At 30.7% G+C, this 17,283-nt stretch carries 8 protein-coding genes; 2 read left to right on the top strand and 6 right to left on the bottom strand.

What is annotated here, in order from left to right; genetic code table 11:
- Positions 1-9 precede the first annotated feature (9 nt).
- The 5 genes from ACXGQT_RS00505 to ACXGQT_RS00485 form a co-directional block, all read right to left on the bottom strand.
- A complete protein-coding gene (locus ACXGQT_RS00505) occupies positions 10-1,524 on the bottom strand; it encodes a glycoside hydrolase family 28 protein (RefSeq protein WP_457829481.1) in 1,515 nt (504 codons plus the stop codon).
- An 11-nt stretch (positions 1,525-1,535) separates the two neighbouring features.
- Positions 1,536-3,077: a glycoside hydrolase family 28 protein gene (locus ACXGQT_RS00500; protein WP_457829480.1), complete on the bottom strand. Its 1,542-nt coding sequence runs from the start codon at positions 3,075-3,077 to the stop codon at positions 1,536-1,538.
- A gap of 16 nt (positions 3,078-3,093) precedes the next feature.
- Positions 3,094-5,415, bottom strand: coding sequence for a GH92 family glycosyl hydrolase (locus ACXGQT_RS00495; protein WP_457829479.1), 2,322 nt, complete (start codon positions 5,413-5,415; stop codon positions 3,094-3,096).
- A 137-nt stretch (positions 5,416-5,552) separates the two neighbouring features.
- Positions 5,553-7,172, bottom strand: a complete 1,620-nt coding sequence (locus ACXGQT_RS00490; RefSeq protein WP_457829478.1) for a RagB/SusD family nutrient uptake outer membrane protein — start codon at positions 7,170-7,172, stop codon at positions 5,553-5,555.
- Between the two features lie 28 nt (positions 7,173-7,200).
- Entirely contained in the window at positions 7,201-10,254 is a 3,054-nt protein-coding gene (locus tag ACXGQT_RS00485) for a SusC/RagA family TonB-linked outer membrane protein (RefSeq protein WP_457829477.1), read from the bottom strand.
- 401 nt (positions 10,255-10,655) lie between these two features.
- On the opposite strand from ACXGQT_RS00485, the gene ACXGQT_RS00480 reads away from it, so the two are divergent.
- The gene (locus tag ACXGQT_RS00480) at positions 10,656-11,534 is read left to right on the top strand and encodes an inositol oxygenase family protein (RefSeq protein WP_457829476.1); all 879 of its coding nucleotides are present in this window, start codon (positions 10,656-10,658) and stop codon (positions 11,532-11,534) included.
- A gap of 31 nt (positions 11,535-11,565) precedes the next feature.
- Positions 11,566-13,137 carry a solute:sodium symporter family transporter gene (locus tag ACXGQT_RS00475; protein WP_457829475.1) on the top strand — a complete coding sequence of 524 codons (1,572 nt, stop codon included), beginning with the start codon at positions 11,566-11,568 and terminating at the stop codon, positions 13,135-13,137.
- A 14-nt stretch (positions 13,138-13,151) separates the two neighbouring features.
- Here the strand turns inward: ACXGQT_RS00475 and ACXGQT_RS00470 are convergent, their stop codons facing one another.
- On the bottom strand, positions 13,152-17,192 hold the full coding sequence (locus tag ACXGQT_RS00470) for a hybrid sensor histidine kinase/response regulator transcription factor (protein ID WP_457829474.1): 4,041 nt from the start codon (positions 17,190-17,192) through the stop codon (positions 13,152-13,154).
- Positions 17,193-17,283 lie beyond the last annotated feature (91 nt).

Below are 17,283 nucleotides of genomic sequence, written 5' to 3'. Positions count from 1 at the left end.
ATTGATTATTTAAAGATGCTCTATTAAAAGCGTGGTTTCTTTGTTTGTATCTTTTACCGTTGAATTTGTTAGAATAATTTGCCCTTTTTCTTGTTTAGGTGTTTTAATGTTATTCAACTCTAACTCCTTTACTTCATCAAACACAAAAGCAGGTCTAAAGTCTTTATTTTCTAACATTACTTTTACATTTTTAAACGTAATTCCTTTTACGTGACGAACATAAAAACCAAAAGCAGGTAATTCTCCAAACATTGAAAACTCAGGATAATCTTGAATTCTTTCGGGTACATTTGCTAAATGAGTTAAGGGAACATAGGCTATTTCTTTTTTAGAAAGTCCAGGATAAGAAATTTCTACATTTTCTATCACTACATTTTCAATATTGTAATTTGGAACTCCAACTATAGAAGACGGAAAAGTATTATGAGCCTCCCTAACCTCTGGACCACTCATTTCGTATCCAGTATCTGGTCTTCCTAAAGGCACTTGAACTTTTATATTTTTAATATGGATGTTTTTTACTGAACCAATAGACTGTCCACTTCTGTGCCCCAATCTTATAAAAATAGCATTCCCTGTATTTACGGCATTGATGTTAGAAACATTGATGTTTTCTATATGTCCACCATCTACAGATTCTATAGCGATGGCAGAACGAAAAGTATCATAAACTTCTATGTTTTCTATGGTAACATTTTTAAACCCTCCCCATGATGCTGTTCCCAATTTAATAGCACTTGCACTAGAACGAACTTTACAATTTTCGATGTATATGTTTTCACACATCATATTTGGTGTACTAGATTTTAAACAAATACCATCATCAGCAGCATCTACAAAACAATTGGTTATTCTAGCATTTTTACAATCGGTTAAATCAATTCCATCATTGTTTAAAAATGTAGTGCTCTTTACTTTAATATTATCAATAACAATATTGGAGCTATTTCTGTAATCCTGAATCCAACACAGTCCATTTTTAAAGGTGATGTCTTTTATAGTAATATCATCACAATCATAAACATACAACATCATAGGACGATTTTTTTCTGCAGGTCTCATTTGATGCCATGGATTATAATGCTGCCATTCATGATCTTCTAATGTACCGGCGTGTAACATTTTATAAATATCTTTAATCAACTCATGTCCATTACCATCAATAATTCCTGTACCTGTAATAGAAATATGATATTGTCCTTTAGCAACCATTAAAGGAGAGGCTTTTTGAGCACCATAATCTATACGGTTAGCACTACCTAATAACACAGCGTTTTTAGTCAAGTGTAGCTCAACATTAGATTTTAAATGTAATACTCCGGTTAAAAAAACACCTTTGGGTACAATTACTTTTCCGTTACCACTTTTAGAAGCCTCATTAATCGCTTTTTGAATAATTTCTGTGTTTTTAGTAACCCCATCTCCCTTAGCTCCTAAATCGGTTATTACTATTTCTTTTTTATTTGCAAAAGCAAAAACAGTAAACAACATCAATATTTTTAATAATATTTTATTAACTCTCATAGCTTAAAATTTTATTCCATTTTTATAATTTGTTGCTCATCAATACCTAATTGAGCACCCGTTGTGTTTTTAAGTACATATTGAGGATGAGAAAGTTTTGGGACATTTATTTGATGTAATTCTATGTTTTGAACATCATCAACCACAAAAGCAGGTCTAAAATCATTCGCTGCCAAACGCAGAGTAATGTTTTTAAATGTTATGTTTTTAGCATGTCTTATGTAAAATGCCCATGCAGGTAACTCCCCAAACATAGAAAACTCTGGATATCCTTTTATTTCTTCAGGTACCGATTCTAAACGACTTAAAGGAACATATGCCATTCCTTTAAAAGCATTTCCTGGATATAAAATTTCTATGTTTTCTAAAACTATATTCTCTATTTTACCATTAGGGATTCCAACAATAGAAGCAGGAAAAGGATTGTGAAAAAAGTTAACCTCTGGTCCTCTTAACCTGTAGTGAATATCTGGACGAGACAAAGGAACTTGTACTTGTACATTTTTTATGTGAATATTTTTTACCGTTCCAGCTTGTTTTCCATCTCTATGTCCTAAACGTATAAAAATAGCATTCCCTGTATTTTTAGCAACCACATCATCTACCTGAATATTTTCTATGGTGGCACCATCTACAGACTCAAAAGCCAAAGCAGATCGAAAAGTATCAAATACTTTTATTTTTTTTATGGTTACATTTTTAAATCCCCCGTAAGATGCCGATCCAAATTTTATTGCACTTGCACTAGAACGAATGGTACAATTGTAAATATTAATATTTTGATTTGCATAGCCTGGATAATAAGACTTTAAACAAATACCATCATCGGCTGCATTGATATTGCAATTAGATACATTTACATTTTCACAATCTGTAATATCCATTCCATCATTATTCCAATATGAGCGATTTACAACAGTTATCCCATCAATATTTAAATTTTTACACAACTCAAAAGAAAGCCCCCAACAAGCAGACTCTCCTACATGAACATCTTTAACCACTATATTTTTACATTGCGAAAACCTGAATAATTTAGGTCTCATGGTTTCATTAGGTCTGTGCCTTCTGTAATTGTAATTAGGATCTATATTAATTCCTGCATGGTGTAAACTGTCAATATTTAACGCCAACTTTAATCCTTGACCATCAATTTTACCTTTCCCTAAAATGTTAATATTTTCTGCTTTATGAGCTAAAATTAATGCCATTTGAGAATTATCATCCTTTTTGGGAGTACTAGGTCTCCCCTCAAAATTCATTTTGTAATAATCATTGGGATTGGTACTCCCTAATAAAGTAGCTCCTTTTTTAAAAAGCAAGGTTACATTACTTTTTAACTCTATACTCCCTGACAAAAAATTACCTTTAGGAAAAATTACGATTCCTCCTTTTTGTAAAAAAGCTTTGTCTATGGCCTTTTGAATAACTTTAGTATTTAAAGTAACTCCATCTCCTACTGCTCCTAAACTCTCTATATTTATAGCGTTATTTTGAGCAAAAAAAGAAGGAACCCATAAAATTAAAATGATTATATGAAGTATGAATTTCATGTGATTTATGTTTTATTTATTTTGACATCTGCAATTCTAAAACCCCTCCATTAACAATATCTTGATGATGAATTTTATGAGCCTTTACAGATCTATTGTTTAACTGAATACTCTTTACATAAACATTTTCGGCATTGTTGTTTATCGTATTTATCTCAAATGTTTTTCCTTTGTAATAGTTATTATTTAACTCAATAGTAATTTTATCAAAAATGGGACTTCCTATTTGATATTCGGGATTTTCTTCTGTACCACCATTCATTTGAAACAGTCCTATTTTCATTAAAACAGCTAAACTTCCCATTAATCCTTGATCTTCATCACCATTATAACCACTAGCATGACTTAAACCTGAAAATACTTTTTGTACTATTTTTCTTGACCAATAGGCAGTCAAATCAGGTCTACCCAATTGCTGAAAAATAAAAGCTGTTTGAATAGAAGGTTGGTTCCCGTAATTGATAGGAATTCTACTATACTCCGGATGTAATTCTGCTGCATGAGAATCGCCTGAAGTAAACCCTAATTTTTCAGCTTCTATAAACTGATTATTTAATTTCTCTATGGCTTTTTTATTTCCACCCATTAAGTTAGCCAAACCTTTAAGGTCGTGTGGAACAAACCAAGTAGATTGAGCTGCATTAGATTCTACAAAACCGTGCTCGTATTGGTATGGATCAAAATCTTGATGCCAAGTACCATCTTCTTTTTTAGGAGCCATCCAGCCTTTTTCTTGATTAAATACATTTTTATAATGTTCCGATCGTTCTATAAAATCATTATAATCATCTTGTTTGTTTAATTTTTTAGCCAATTGAGCCAACGTCCAATCTTGATAGGCATATTCCAGAGTTTGACTAGTTCCATCTAAATGCGTTCCATAAAATCCTTCTGGTAAAGGTAATGGGTTGGGCACATACCCTTGTTTTAAATAATATTTTAAACCTCCTCCTAAAAAAGTATCGTGTTCGTAACCAGCTTTTGCCATAATTCCGTTAAGAGTATGATTTTTCTTTAGAGCTGTATAATATTCATTTAAATGATGTTTGACAATATTTTTTTGAATAGCACTTACTATAAATGGTGTTGAAGAAGCCCCTGTCATTACATTGGTATAATTTCCTCCTGATGGACCTCTTGGAATTAAACCACCATCTTTATAATACTGCATTAAAGATTGAGAAAATTCATCCATTATTTCTGGATATACCAACCCCCAAAGTGTATTAATTGTCCATTGAGCTCCCCAAAAAGAATCGGAGTTATAATGATTAAATTTAGGTTTACCTTCTTTATTTAATGGTATTTGACCAATTTTAAACTGCTCTCCAGTATTATCTGGATAAGCTCCATTAACATCACTAATAACACGTCTTCCTTGTAAAGCATGCCATAAGTCTGTATAAAATCTACGTTGTTGTTTATCTGTTCCTCCGTCAACTTTAATTCTCCCCAACATGGAGTTCCATTCCTTTTTAGAATTTTTAACCACTTGGCTAAAATCCCAATGAGATAACTCTTGTTCTATGTTTAGTTTTGCATTTTCCACCGAAGTGTATGAGATACCTGCTTTTAACAATACTTTTTCTTGATTTTGTTGAATGCTTAACAAATAATTACCTGTAATAGTATCTTTTTTTAGATTGGTTATAGGTACATTTAGTTTTATATTAAAATATATAGTTAACGGATTTGGTCGTCTGTGTGTAGGTGTAGCTATTAATGAACCTACCAACTCTTGCTCTCCTACTTGTTTTAACTCTCCGTTAATATTTTTAGAAGGTCCTAAAATGGTATTTAAGTTAAAAAGGATACCTACCTCTTTATTTTTTGGAAACGAATATTGATGAAATCCTACTCGTTTTGTGCTTGTTAATTCAGTTTTTATCTGATATCTGTCTAATATAATTGAATGATATCCTGGTGTAATTATTTCTTTTTTATGACTAAAACTTGAGTAAAAATCTGAATAAATGGCTGTTTTATTTTGGTTAGGAACAACAACAGGCATTATAGACAATCCAGATATTTGCCACGCATGTATATGGCTAAATCCTTTAACAGTATCGGTATTATATCTATATCCACTTCCCCAAGCACCATTAATTTCAGTATCGGGGCTAAGATTTACCATTCCAAAAGGACGGCTTGCCGATGAGAAATAAAACCAACGTGAGTTTTCTGTATCTAATAAAGGATATACTTTTTTTACAAAATTCTCATCAACTGTATTTATTTTTTTTGTTTGATTACACGATACCGACATAATGGATACCATGATAAGCACTACACTTTGAATAAAATGTAGTTTTATGTTTTTTATTGATTTTAACCTCATGACGTGCTGATATTGTACCAATAGATGTTTTAAAACAACTATTAAATTTTAAAGAAATAAGCAGGCAATTGCTCACCTGCCTATATCTAAACTAACTCTAAATACTTAAAAACTATTAAAGTCTTTATTTTCTTAATTTATTGTGGATTTTGTTCAAGACCATTGGTGTTATCAATGTCATTTTGAGGAATAGGTCTTAACAAATTCTTAGTATTAAGTGCATTATTAAGTGCCGCATGTGGGTTATGTAATAATGTACGTTCTATTAACTTCCCTGTTCTTTTTAAATCCATCCATCTGTTTACTTCACCTGTTAATTCTCTTGCTCTTTCATCAAGAATAAAATCGATAGTTACCTCTGCTGGAAGTACTGGAGTAACAATACCTGCTCGTCCTCTTAGGGTAGTTAATCTAGCAGCTGCATCAATAGTGTTAGATGCTCCTAAATAAGCTTCGGCAGCAATTAAATAAGCTTCTCCACTTCTCATCATTACCATGTCTCTTTCTCCTTGAGAAGATTGATCTGGTTGAGTAAAAGGAACTGTTGGATCATCAAACTTTTTAAATTGTGGATAATGAACCGTTGTTACACCGTCGTTTGTAAAATAAGTTCCTGGGTTTATTACTTTGTAACGAACAGCATCTATAGCTGATTGAGACCATGCAGTTTTAGGAAAATACATTGCAGTATCGCCAGCCATTACATTTACCGTAGCTCCACCAACAGTAGCTGTATAATCTTCTGTTGCATAAAGTACTCTAGCAAAAGTAGCTTCTGCTCTTTCATCATCGTCTTCAAAAAGTGAATAATAAAAAGGTGTTGGCATAGGTCCTAAACCTTTTACTGTTCTAGACAAGCCTGGGTAATCAAAAAACCTGAATTTATACATCATATGTCTTGAATTTCCCCATCCTCTACTTACAGAATTACCTCCAAATAAATAAGAAAACACTACTTCTGAATTACGTTGATTGTCTATACTCACTAAATCTGCAAAAGAACTTACTAAATCATGATTTGCAATTACTGTTTCAGCATAAGCAGCTGCATCAGTAAAATCATTAGTTGCTGCAAACGATTTGTACCCTCTTGTTAACAATACTTTTGACAATAAATGTCTTACCGCATCTTTTGATACTCTACCGTATGTAGTTGGAGCTTCATCAACACCTGCCAAGGCATCTTCTAAATCTTGTACAATTTGTAAATACACATCTTCTTCACTTGCTCTTACAAAATCTCTTTCAGCTGTGGTTATTTGGTTTAAAACCAAAGGAACTCCTCCATAATTTTCAACCAAATCAAAATAAGCCATGGCTCTAAAAAACTTAGCTTGTGCTACTCCTTTTGTTCTTGCTTCATCTGTTAAATCATCTATTCCATCGGCATTACTTATCACCACATTTGCAGCTGTAATAATACTGTATTTATTGCTCCAATACACTCCAACAGCCCAATTTAACGAGGTAAGGTTTACATAGTCATTTATCTCATCTACACCTGTTACAGGAGTTCCTCTAGTAACTATATCTGTTCCTAAATCTTCTAAAGCATAGTACAGATCTGATGTATAAACCGTAGTGGTTTCTCTTGCTCTTTCATAAGTTCTATTTACCAATTGGCTAAAAGTATCTGCATCTGCATTTTCTAAACTTAAAAAAGAATTATTTTCCTCTTCTAAGTATTCTTCACAACTTGTACTTAACACCCCAAGTGCTAAAAACAAGGCTAATATTTTATATTTATTTTTTTTCATTTTTTCTAAGATTTAATTCAACAATAAGTTAAAAGCTTAAGTTAAGCCCTGTCATGAAGGTACGTGACATAAACGCTGCCCCCCATGAATTTCTCCCTGCATTTTCAGGATCCCAACCATCATAATCTGTAAATACAAATGGGTTTTGAACCGTAGCATAAATTCTTAAGTTGCTTATTTTAAGCTTATCTAGAATGGTAGAAGGTACTGTGTAACCAAGAGTCATATACCCTACTTTAACAAAAGAAACATCTTTATATTTGATAGCTCCTTGATAAATTCCTCCGTTACCTGGTTGATACCATTCGTTGGTTGGATTTGTAGGTGTCCAATAATCAACATCATAAGCATTAAACAATCTTGAAGGATCTCCATCCCAAGGGAATGATAAATTGCTGTGGAAATTACTCATCATTTTGTTTCCTTGACTAATGTTTACAAAAAATGTAAAATCAAAATCTTTATAGTTTAAAGTATTGGTAATACCTCCTGTCCATTTTGGAGACACTTGTCCAATTACTTTTCTATCATTATCAGCATCAATCACCCCATCATTATTTAAATCTTTTACTCTTACCTGTCCTGGAGTTTGGTTATAAACGGCTGCTTCTGTTTCTTCATCAAGTTGCCAAATACCATCATATTCATAATCGTAAACTGCTCCTATAGTTTCCCCTACTTTATGAATAAGACCTGTTCCTGCTACATTAAATTTAATTTCTTCTAAACCACCATATAACTTATCAAGTGTGTTTTTATTAGCTGCAAAATTAAAGTTGGTCGTCCATTTAAAATCTCCTGAATTAATATTAGTAGTGTTTAAACCTATTTCAACACCTCTGTTGGTAGATTCTCCTATATTTTCTAAAATATTATCAAAACCTGTTAGAGGTGATAGACCTGTTCTAAAAATAATATCTGTATTTTTTCTATTGTAAACATCTATAGACCCATTGATTCTATTATTTAAAAAACCAAAATCAAATCCTATGTTTATTTCACTAGTTCTTTCCCATTTAAGATTTTTATTAGCTAAGGAAGTTACATAAAGTGATGAAGCTGCTGTATCTCCTATATTGGTAGCACTGCTCCCCAATAAAGATTGAGATCCTAAAGGTGATAATCCTCCTCCTTGACCATTGTTACCTGTTTGACCATAACTTAATCTTAATTTTGCATTAGTTAAAACTTCTTGTGACTTCATAAAATCTTCTTCAGAAATTTTCCAAGCAAAAGCAGCTGACGGGAAAAATGCCCACTTATTTCCTTCTGCTAAAATTGAGGCTCCATCATATCTACCTGTTAAGGTAAATAAGTATTTGTCCATTAAATTATAATTTAATCTCGCTGTATAAGATTCTAAAGTAGTTTTAGAAAAATCACTTGAAACATCTCTAATATCAAGTCCTGCTCCTAAATTGTAAAAAGAAAACTCATCTGTAGTAAAGTTTCTAACCTGTGTATAATAGTTTTCAGAACGCTGTAAAAATCTTGAAAACACTCCTGTAAAGTTAATTGCATGAATTCCACTTTCATATTGATAATTTAATATATTATCCCATGAGTATGAAAAATAATTTCCATTGTTTACTTGAGCTCTTCTATTGGCAACATTAGCACTAACACTCTTAGAATACAATCCTCTATATTCCCCATATCTTGAATATTTAATATTTGGAGAAAACTTAGAAGTAATACTCAACCCTTCAATTGGTGTTACTTTTAAAGCAATATCTCCAATATATTGTAAATATTTTGTCTCTTTTGTAATATTGTCTTCTTCAAATAGTGGATTGGTAATTTGTGTTTCTTTACTTATTGGAAAAAAGCGTAAAGAACCATCGTCATTATATGGACGTCCTATTGGTTTTAACCTATATGCACTCCTAAAAGCCTCCCAACTTCCTGTATCTTGTATAGCGTTAGTTACATAATTACTTACACTAATATTTAACCAATCAGTTAAATCACTTTTTAAACTGGCTCTCACATTATAACGATTAAACTCTTCTCCTCCAATAGTCCCTTCATCTTTAGTGTATGCCATACCAACAGAGTAAGTTGTTTTATCAGTACCACCACTCATATTAATAGTATGATTGGTTTGAAAACCATTTTGTAAAACTAAATCTACCCAGTCAGTACTTACACCATCAGCTACATTTTGTAATTCTTCCGCATCTAAATAATTAGACAAAACCACATCATTTCTTGTAAAAGCTAAATTCCCAGAACTATACTGGTTCCCTACTGCAACATCTTTTAAATATTCTACATAACCTGGACCATCTTGAACAGACGGTAAATTGTACGCTTGTTTAAACCCAACATAATTGCTGTAGTCTATTTTTAATTTTCCTTTTTTACCTCTTTTGGTTTCAATAAGTACTACCCCATTACTACCTCTAGACCCATAAATAGCTGTTGCAGATGCATCTTTTAAAATATCCATTCTGTTAATATCAGCTGGATTTAAGAAAGAGATATCATCTACAAAAATTCCATCTACAATAAACAATGGGTTTTGACCAGGAGTAAATCCTCCATTAGCAGCAGTTTCATTATTATTAATTGTACTTGCTCCACGAATACGGATATTAAATCCTCCACCACCTGGTTTGTTATCTGTACGTTGTACAACAACCCCGGGAGCTTGACCTTGTAAAGCAGAAACAGCATCTACTTTATTTGTTTTTGCTAGTTCTTCAGAATCCATAGAAGCTACCGAACCTGTTAAATCTTTTTTCTTAACAGTACCGTATCCTACAATTACAACTTCATCTAGCTCAGTATTACTTTGCTCTAGTTTTACAATTAGTTTTGGTTGTCCATTGTAGGTTACTTCATTTGTAGTGTATCCTATATAAGAAACAGCAATCACATCTCCATTAGTTGCTATAATTTCAAAGTTCCCGTCAAAATCGGCAATTGTTCCGTTTGATGTTCCCTTAACAATAACATTTGCTCCAGCAACTGGAATGTTATTAGCATCTGTAACAACTCCAGATACTTTACTTTGTGCCCACAAAGTTGATGAAAAACATAGCACTACGGCTATCATTAAAAGTTTAAGTTTCTCCATTTTATTTTGTTTAGTTAATAATTGTTTTACACTTACGCTATACTATAATTAACAAATAGATTATTACCGTAAGCATTTGATAAAATTAGAAGATATCTCTTTTGCGCAAATGGACATATTATTCAAAAACATGTAAAAAAGAAAAAAACATAACAAGCTGAATAATTAATTAGCAAAACAAAAACATATTGCCTTTTTAATTATCATATTCTTATTAAAAAAATAATTCATCCATGCTTTTGCATAAAATATCCATATAGAAAACAAACAACATTACTAATTTGGTTTTCAGTTTTTTACTATATAAACAACAGTAATATTATTTAGTAAAGTAGTCCTTTATAAAGATATAATTCCTTTTTGGGCACTACCTTAATTTTAACCTTTAAATTTTAATACAAATGGCAAACACAAGCAATAAAAACATAGATAATCCCATGGATAATATTGATGATTGGGAAGAAAATTTAATAGAACGTTACCCTGATCCTGAAACACCAGAAAAAGAAAAAGAGGAGTTTAGAAATTATGTAGATTCTGAAAGAGTAGAAACAGTAAAAGAGTTTTACAGAATCAATCACATCAATCAGACCTATGATTTTGTATGTAAAAAAGAGGAAGAGTTTTTAAAGTTTGATAAAAAAGAAATGTCTTTATGGGAAGCTGTTGACTTTTTAAACACTTTGGTAGATGATAGTGATCCGGATATTGATTTAGACCAACTACAACATTTATTACAAACTTCTGAAGCTATTAGAGCCGACGGACATCCTGATTGGTTTGTATTAACAGGTTTTTTACACGACATGGGCAAGGTATTATGTTTATTTGGTGAACCTCAATGGGCGGTAGTTGGTGACACTTTTCCTGTAGGATGTAAGTTTTCTGATAAAATTGTATACCCTGAATTCTTTGCAGAAAACCCTGATAGTAAAGACGAAAGATACAATACTAAATACGGTATTTACTCTCCTAATTGTGGTTTAGAAAACGTAAAAATGAGTTGGGGACATGATGAGTATTTGTATCAAATACTAAAAGATTACTTACCAGAACCTGCATTGTATATGATTCGTTATCATTCTTTCTATTCACAACACAGAGAAGAAGATTACAAACATTTAATGAATGAAAAGGATATTGAAATGTTTGAATGGGTTAAAAAGTTCAATCCATATGATTTGTACACCAAAGCACCTGTAAAACCAGATGCAAAAGCTTTAAAACCTTATTACGAAGAATTAGTTGCTAAGTATTTACCCAATACCTTAAAATTTTAATCACCTCCCCTTTTAATTAAAAACTTTTACCATGCTATTTACATACTTAGGCTTTTTTGGATTTACCTTATTTGTTATTTTTTATACAACTTATAAACTTAGAAAAGATAAATTCACCACCTCTAAAGGCTATTTTTTAGCTGGTAAAAGTTTAACAGGTCCTATTATTGCTGGATCTATGATTTTAACCAATATTTCTACAGAACATTTAATTGGTATGAATGGTAGTTCTTATAAAAACGGAATTATTGTTATTGCTTGGGAAGTAACTTCAGCCATTGCTTTAGTAATTGCTGCCATATTCTTTATTCCAAAATTTATTAAAATGGGACTGACCACCATTCCCGAATTTTTAGAAAAAAGATTTGATGGTGCTATTAGATCCATTGTAGCTTTTTTATTAATGTCATCATTTGTTATTACTCTTTTACCAATTGTTTTATACTCCGGAGCTATTAATATTGAAAGTGTTTTCGATTTTTCTGTAATGTTCAACATTAGTAAAGAAGAATCCTTAATCTATACTGTTTTAGTTATCGGAATTATTGGTTCTTTATATGCCATTTTTGGTGGATTAAAAGCTGTAGCTTATTCTGATTCTTTAAATGGTGTAGGGTTGATGTTAGGAGGATTGTTAATTCCTACCATTGCATTGTTTCAAATTGGAGATGGAGATTTTTTTAGTGGATTAACCACCGTTTATAATTTTGCTCCTGATAAGTTTGACATTATTGGTAAACCCGATTCAGTTCTTCCTTTTTCTGTTCTATTTACTGGACTAATGATTAACCAACTTTATTTTTGGGGAATGAACCAAGCCATTGTACAAAGAGCTTTTGGAGCTAAAAATTTAGTAGAAGCTCAAAAAGGATTAATTTATACAGGAGTTTTAAAATTGTTTGTTCCTATTATTATTGTACTTCCTGGATTAATTTCTTATTATTATTTTCAAGACAAGTACTATGATACTCCAGATTTAATTTATCCTCTTTTGGTAAAAAAAGTATTGCCTACTTATTTATATGGATTTTTTGCTGCTGTTATTTTAGGAGCTGTACTAAGTACTTTTAACAGTGTTTTAAATTCTGCAAGCACCATTTTCTGTTTAGATATTTATAAGAAAAACATCAATAAAAACGTATCGGATAGTAATTTGGTGAAATACGGAAAAATATCTTCTGTTGTACTGGCTATTATTGCCATTGCTGTAGCTCCTATGGTTGCTTATGCTCCAGAAGGTTTGTATCAATTATTACAACAATTAAACGGAGTGTTTTTTATTCCTATATCTTCTATTATTATTACAGGTATCTTTTTTAAGCAAATTAACACCAAAGGAGCCAAAGCTGGTTTGTTTTTTGGATTTGTATTTTATATCCTTACCACCTTTGTTCTTCAGTTAGATATTCATTTTGTGCATTTATGGGGAATTGAGTTTGTGCTAAACTTTATTATTATGTTTTTGGTTTCTAAATTATTTCCTTTAACAGAAGAGCATCCTGAAATGAATAAAGGAACGGAAGAAAAATCTTGGTCTAAAGTAAATATAGCTGGTTCAATACTGGTGTTTTTAACAGTATTGATCTACATACTTTTATCTTAATTAAAATAACAAATCTATTTTATTAACATGCTTGGGGCAATTCCAAATTGCTTTTTAAAACACCTACTAAAATATAACGGATCGTTAAAACCAACCATATTAGCAACCTCTGATACATTATACTTTTTTGTTTTTAATAATTCTGCAGATTTTTTTAACCTGATTGTTCTTATAAATTCACTTGGTGATAAATCTGTAAGTTGTGTTATCTTTCTATATAATTTAGAAGAACTCATAGCCAATTCATCACATAAAAAACCTAAAGTAAGTTCCGAGTTCCCCATGTTTTCCTCTACAAGATTTTTTATAGAGGAGATTAAATCTACATCTATTTGAGAATGAGCCAAAGTAATCACATCACTTTCTGTATCTCCTGAGAACTTCTTTTTTAAATCAAAATGAATTTTAATAATGTTATCTATTCGTGATTTAAGTACTGATGGATCAAATGGTTTTACCAAATAACCATCTACTCCAATTTTATACCCTCTAATCCTATTTTCGTTTTCGGCTAATGCTGTTAATAAAATAACAGCTGTGTTACTAATACTCTCATCAGCTTTTAGTTCTTCCACAAACTGAAAACCATCCATTACAGGCATCATTACATCTGCAATACACAATACAGGTTTTATTTTTTTACATAATTCTAATCCTTTTTTACCATTTTCAGCTTCGTAAACTTTATAAAACCCCGATAGATATTCAACTACATATTTTCTAAGCTCCGTGTTGTCATCAATAACTACTATTTTATGCTTTATATCGGTATTATTGTGTGTGTGTTTAGTTTCTGAATTATGTACATGTTCTTCTATTTGATGAATTGGTGCTGTAGAGGTTGATTTTTCTATTTCATCTACAGAATCTAATATTTCTGAATCTAAATAAGCTTTTCTTGATACTGGTATTTCTACAGTAAAAATACTTCCTAGCTCAGGAGTACTTTTTACACTAATGCTTCCTTTGTGAATATCAACCAAAGCTTTTACAAAAGACAAACCTATTCCTGTTCCCGTGGTATTGTCTTTACTGTTTTTAGCTTGATAAAATCTTGAAAATATTTTATCTAAACTTTCTTTGGGTATTCCAATACCATCATCACTTACCTCAATAATTAACTTTTTATTTTGTGTTCCTTTAAAACCAATAAACAACTCTACATGCCCTTTGTTGTTTGTAAACTTCATTGCATTGGAAAGAAGGTTGAATAAAATTTTATCATATTTGTCTACATCCATCCAACACTCTACCTCCTCATCTTCAATATTTAAATTAAAGTATATGTTTTTAGATTCGGCATATATTAAAAACGAATCAAATATTTTTTTGGTGACTTTGCTAAGTTTTATTTTTGATACTTTTAATTTTAACTGACCTGTTTCTGCTTTTCTAAACTCTAAAATTTGATTGACCAATCTCAACAGTCTATTTGCGTTTAAATTGATTAATGTAGCCCTACTTTTTGCATAATTATTTTTATCATCGTACTCTAATAATTGTTTAACAGGACCTAATATTAATGTTAGTGGTGTTCTTAACTCGTGTGAAATATTAGTAAAAAAACGTAATTTTTCGTTATTTAATTTTTCTTCTCTCTCTCTTTTTACTTTCTCGTATAATAGTTCTTGTTTTAACTTTATTTGCCTTCTTAAAAAGAAACCTAAAATAAATAAGAGTAACGCTATTAAAAACAAACCTTTATAGGTTAACCAAAATGATGGAAGTATTTTAATATCATAAGATGAAATATTACTCCACACCCCATCACTATTGCTAGATCTTATTTTAAACACATAATCTTTTGAAAACAAATTGGTGTATTGAACGGTTCTTGAGCTACTGTTGGTTTCTATCCAATCCTCATCAAAACCTTCTAACTTATATTGAAATTTATTCAATCTTTCATTAGTGTACGAGGGAGTTGAAAATTGAATTGAAAAATTTCTATTATTATAATCTAAAACAACCTTTTTATTAAAATTAATATCTTTTGTAAACGGAGTTTGACCATTAATTTTTACACCAGGTAGTACTTCTTTATTCTGTACTTTAAACTCTGTAATCATAGGGTTTGGAGCATACTTATTCCCCATAATAGTATTAGGTGAAAAAGAAACAACACCATATTTACCGCCTATAAATATTTTGGAATTATTAAAATTATAAAAACCTGTAGAGCTAAAAACATCTAACCTAGTTCCTGTTTTTACATGATAAATATTTACCGTTTTATTATTGGCATTGTACTTTGCTAAAGTATTATTATTAATATTTAACCATAAAGAACCATCTTTACCTAAAGACATATCTGTAATCCACTTACCATTTAATTCATTAGGCTCTAAAACAAGCTCAAATTTATCTTTTTTAACTATGTATTTTGCTAAACCAGCACGTGTAGCCGCCCAAACATTATTATCAAAATCAATTAAAACATCACTTAAATTATCTTGAGGGAGACCATTTACATGATTGATATTATACCTGTATATATTAGTTGATTTATTTGTTAAGTTGTATTTAATTATACCTTCTTCGGCAGCAATCCAAATATATTCTCCCGACTTTTTAATCTCGTTTATTTCGTAATTAGAAAATATTTTTTGATTAGATAGCTTTATAGATAAAGTTTCTTTGTCTAAAAATACAATTCCTTCTCCAAAAGAACCAATCAATAATGTATCTTCATTATATTCTAAAAAAGAAGAAATAGCAGAATTAACAAAACCTATATTTAAAATTTTTGAGGTATTATGTACATAATCATACACCAATAACTTTCCATTCCATAAACCACATAAAAATATTTTTCCATCAAGAGTATATATGCTGGAAATGTCTTCCTTAAAATCAACTAAAGGCTTAAAACTGTGTTCTTTTTTTATAAAAAGCCCGTGGTGAAGTGTGGCTAAAACAAGATGGTTATTAAACGTTTGAGCAAACCCTCTATTCTTAGGGATTTGATTTTCTGTGTAAAGAGATACATCTTTATTTAAATGGATTTGATTTTCATAAGGATCATACTTATCTAAACCGTCTTCAGTTCCAATCCATAAAACTCCTGAAGGATCAAAATAAAGTGCAGAAATTAGGTTGTCTGCCAAAGATGTACTTTCTGTTAAAACCGAGTAATGCCATTGAAAGTTACCTTGTGTTAAATCCTCAAATTGATTACATACAAGAAGTCCAGAAAGGGTACCTATCCAATATTTTCCATTTGGACTTCTCGCTACAGATAAAAAATAATTTCCTATTTTTTCTTTTAAAGCTTTATTTTCAATTTCAATTAGTTTAAATGCATTTAAGTTATTATCTAACTTATAAAGTCCTTCTCTTGTACCTACAAAAATATCTGATTTAAAATCTTGATATATAAAATTGATATAAGGATTTTTTTTAGTTGAATTAGGTATAGACAATGTATACTTTAGAACATTTAAAATATTTCCCTTTTTATCTAAAGTTATTTTTGCCACTCCTCCAGTTTCATAACTACCAATCCATATATTTCCATTTTTATCTTCTAAAATTTCTTTTACGTAATAATAATCAGGAATATCAACTTTTAAAAACTTATTCTCTTTTGGGTAAAAAATAAAAACACCTTCCTTTTTGGTTCCTACCCAAACTCTCTTAAAATTGTCTATATATATAGCTCTAATCTCTTCATCAAAAAGACTATTAGATTTATCTTTTTCTGGTAAAAAAGTAGTGAATTTTTGAATATTTAAATCTAACAAAGAAAGTCCATTCCTGGTACCAATCCATAAGTTATTATTAGATTCATCATACTCTAAAACGGTTATATCATCGTTATTAATCTTATTTTTTTCACTAGAGGTACTTAAATACGATTTAAACTCATAGCCGTCAAAACGGTTCAATCCTGAAAAAGTTCCTAACCATAAAAAACCATGCTTGTCTTGTATAATATGCCTAACGGAATTGTGAGACAACCCATCTTTACTATTATAATGCTCAAATTTTAAACTTTGAGCACATAACATAAAACTAGAAATTAAGAAAAAGATAAAGATTGTTTTTTTAATCATAAAAACATTTCATTTCAAATTAACCAACTACTAATTTACACCAAAGCATCATTTTTTAATCTGTCTATTTCATGGCTTATAAAATGATTAT

It is taken from the genome of Wenyingzhuangia sp. IMCC45467, from assembly GCF_054111205.1.
The sequence above is the reverse complement of the archived record's forward strand: the minus strand, read 5'-3'. Positions and strand labels throughout refer to the sequence as shown.

What these genes read in the sequence shown, in the direction of transcription:
- ACXGQT_RS00505 (WP_457829481.1), bottom strand. Translation starts at nt 1,524, where the DNA reads ATGAGAGTTAATAAAATATTATTAAAAATATTGATGTTGTTTACTGTT.
- ACXGQT_RS00500 (WP_457829480.1), bottom strand. Translation starts at nt 3,077, where the DNA reads ATGAAATTCATACTTCATATAATCATTTTAATTTTATGGGTTCCTTCT.
- ACXGQT_RS00495 (WP_457829479.1), bottom strand. Translation starts at nt 5,415, where the DNA reads ATGAGGTTAAAATCAATAAAAAACATAAAACTACATTTTATTCAAAGT.
- ACXGQT_RS00490 (WP_457829478.1), bottom strand. Translation starts at nt 7,172, where the DNA reads ATGAAAAAAAATAAATATAAAATATTAGCCTTGTTTTTAGCACTTGGG.
- ACXGQT_RS00485 (WP_457829477.1), bottom strand. Translation starts at nt 10,254, where the DNA reads ATGGAGAAACTTAAACTTTTAATGATAGCCGTAGTGCTATGTTTTTCA.
- ACXGQT_RS00480 (WP_457829476.1), top strand. Translation starts at nt 10,656, where the DNA reads ATGGCAAACACAAGCAATAAAAACATAGATAATCCCATGGATAATATT.
- ACXGQT_RS00475 (WP_457829475.1), top strand. Translation starts at nt 11,566, where the DNA reads ATGCTATTTACATACTTAGGCTTTTTTGGATTTACCTTATTTGTTATT.
- ACXGQT_RS00470 (WP_457829474.1), bottom strand. Translation starts at nt 17,192, where the DNA reads ATGATTAAAAAAACAATCTTTATCTTTTTCTTAATTTCTAGTTTTATG.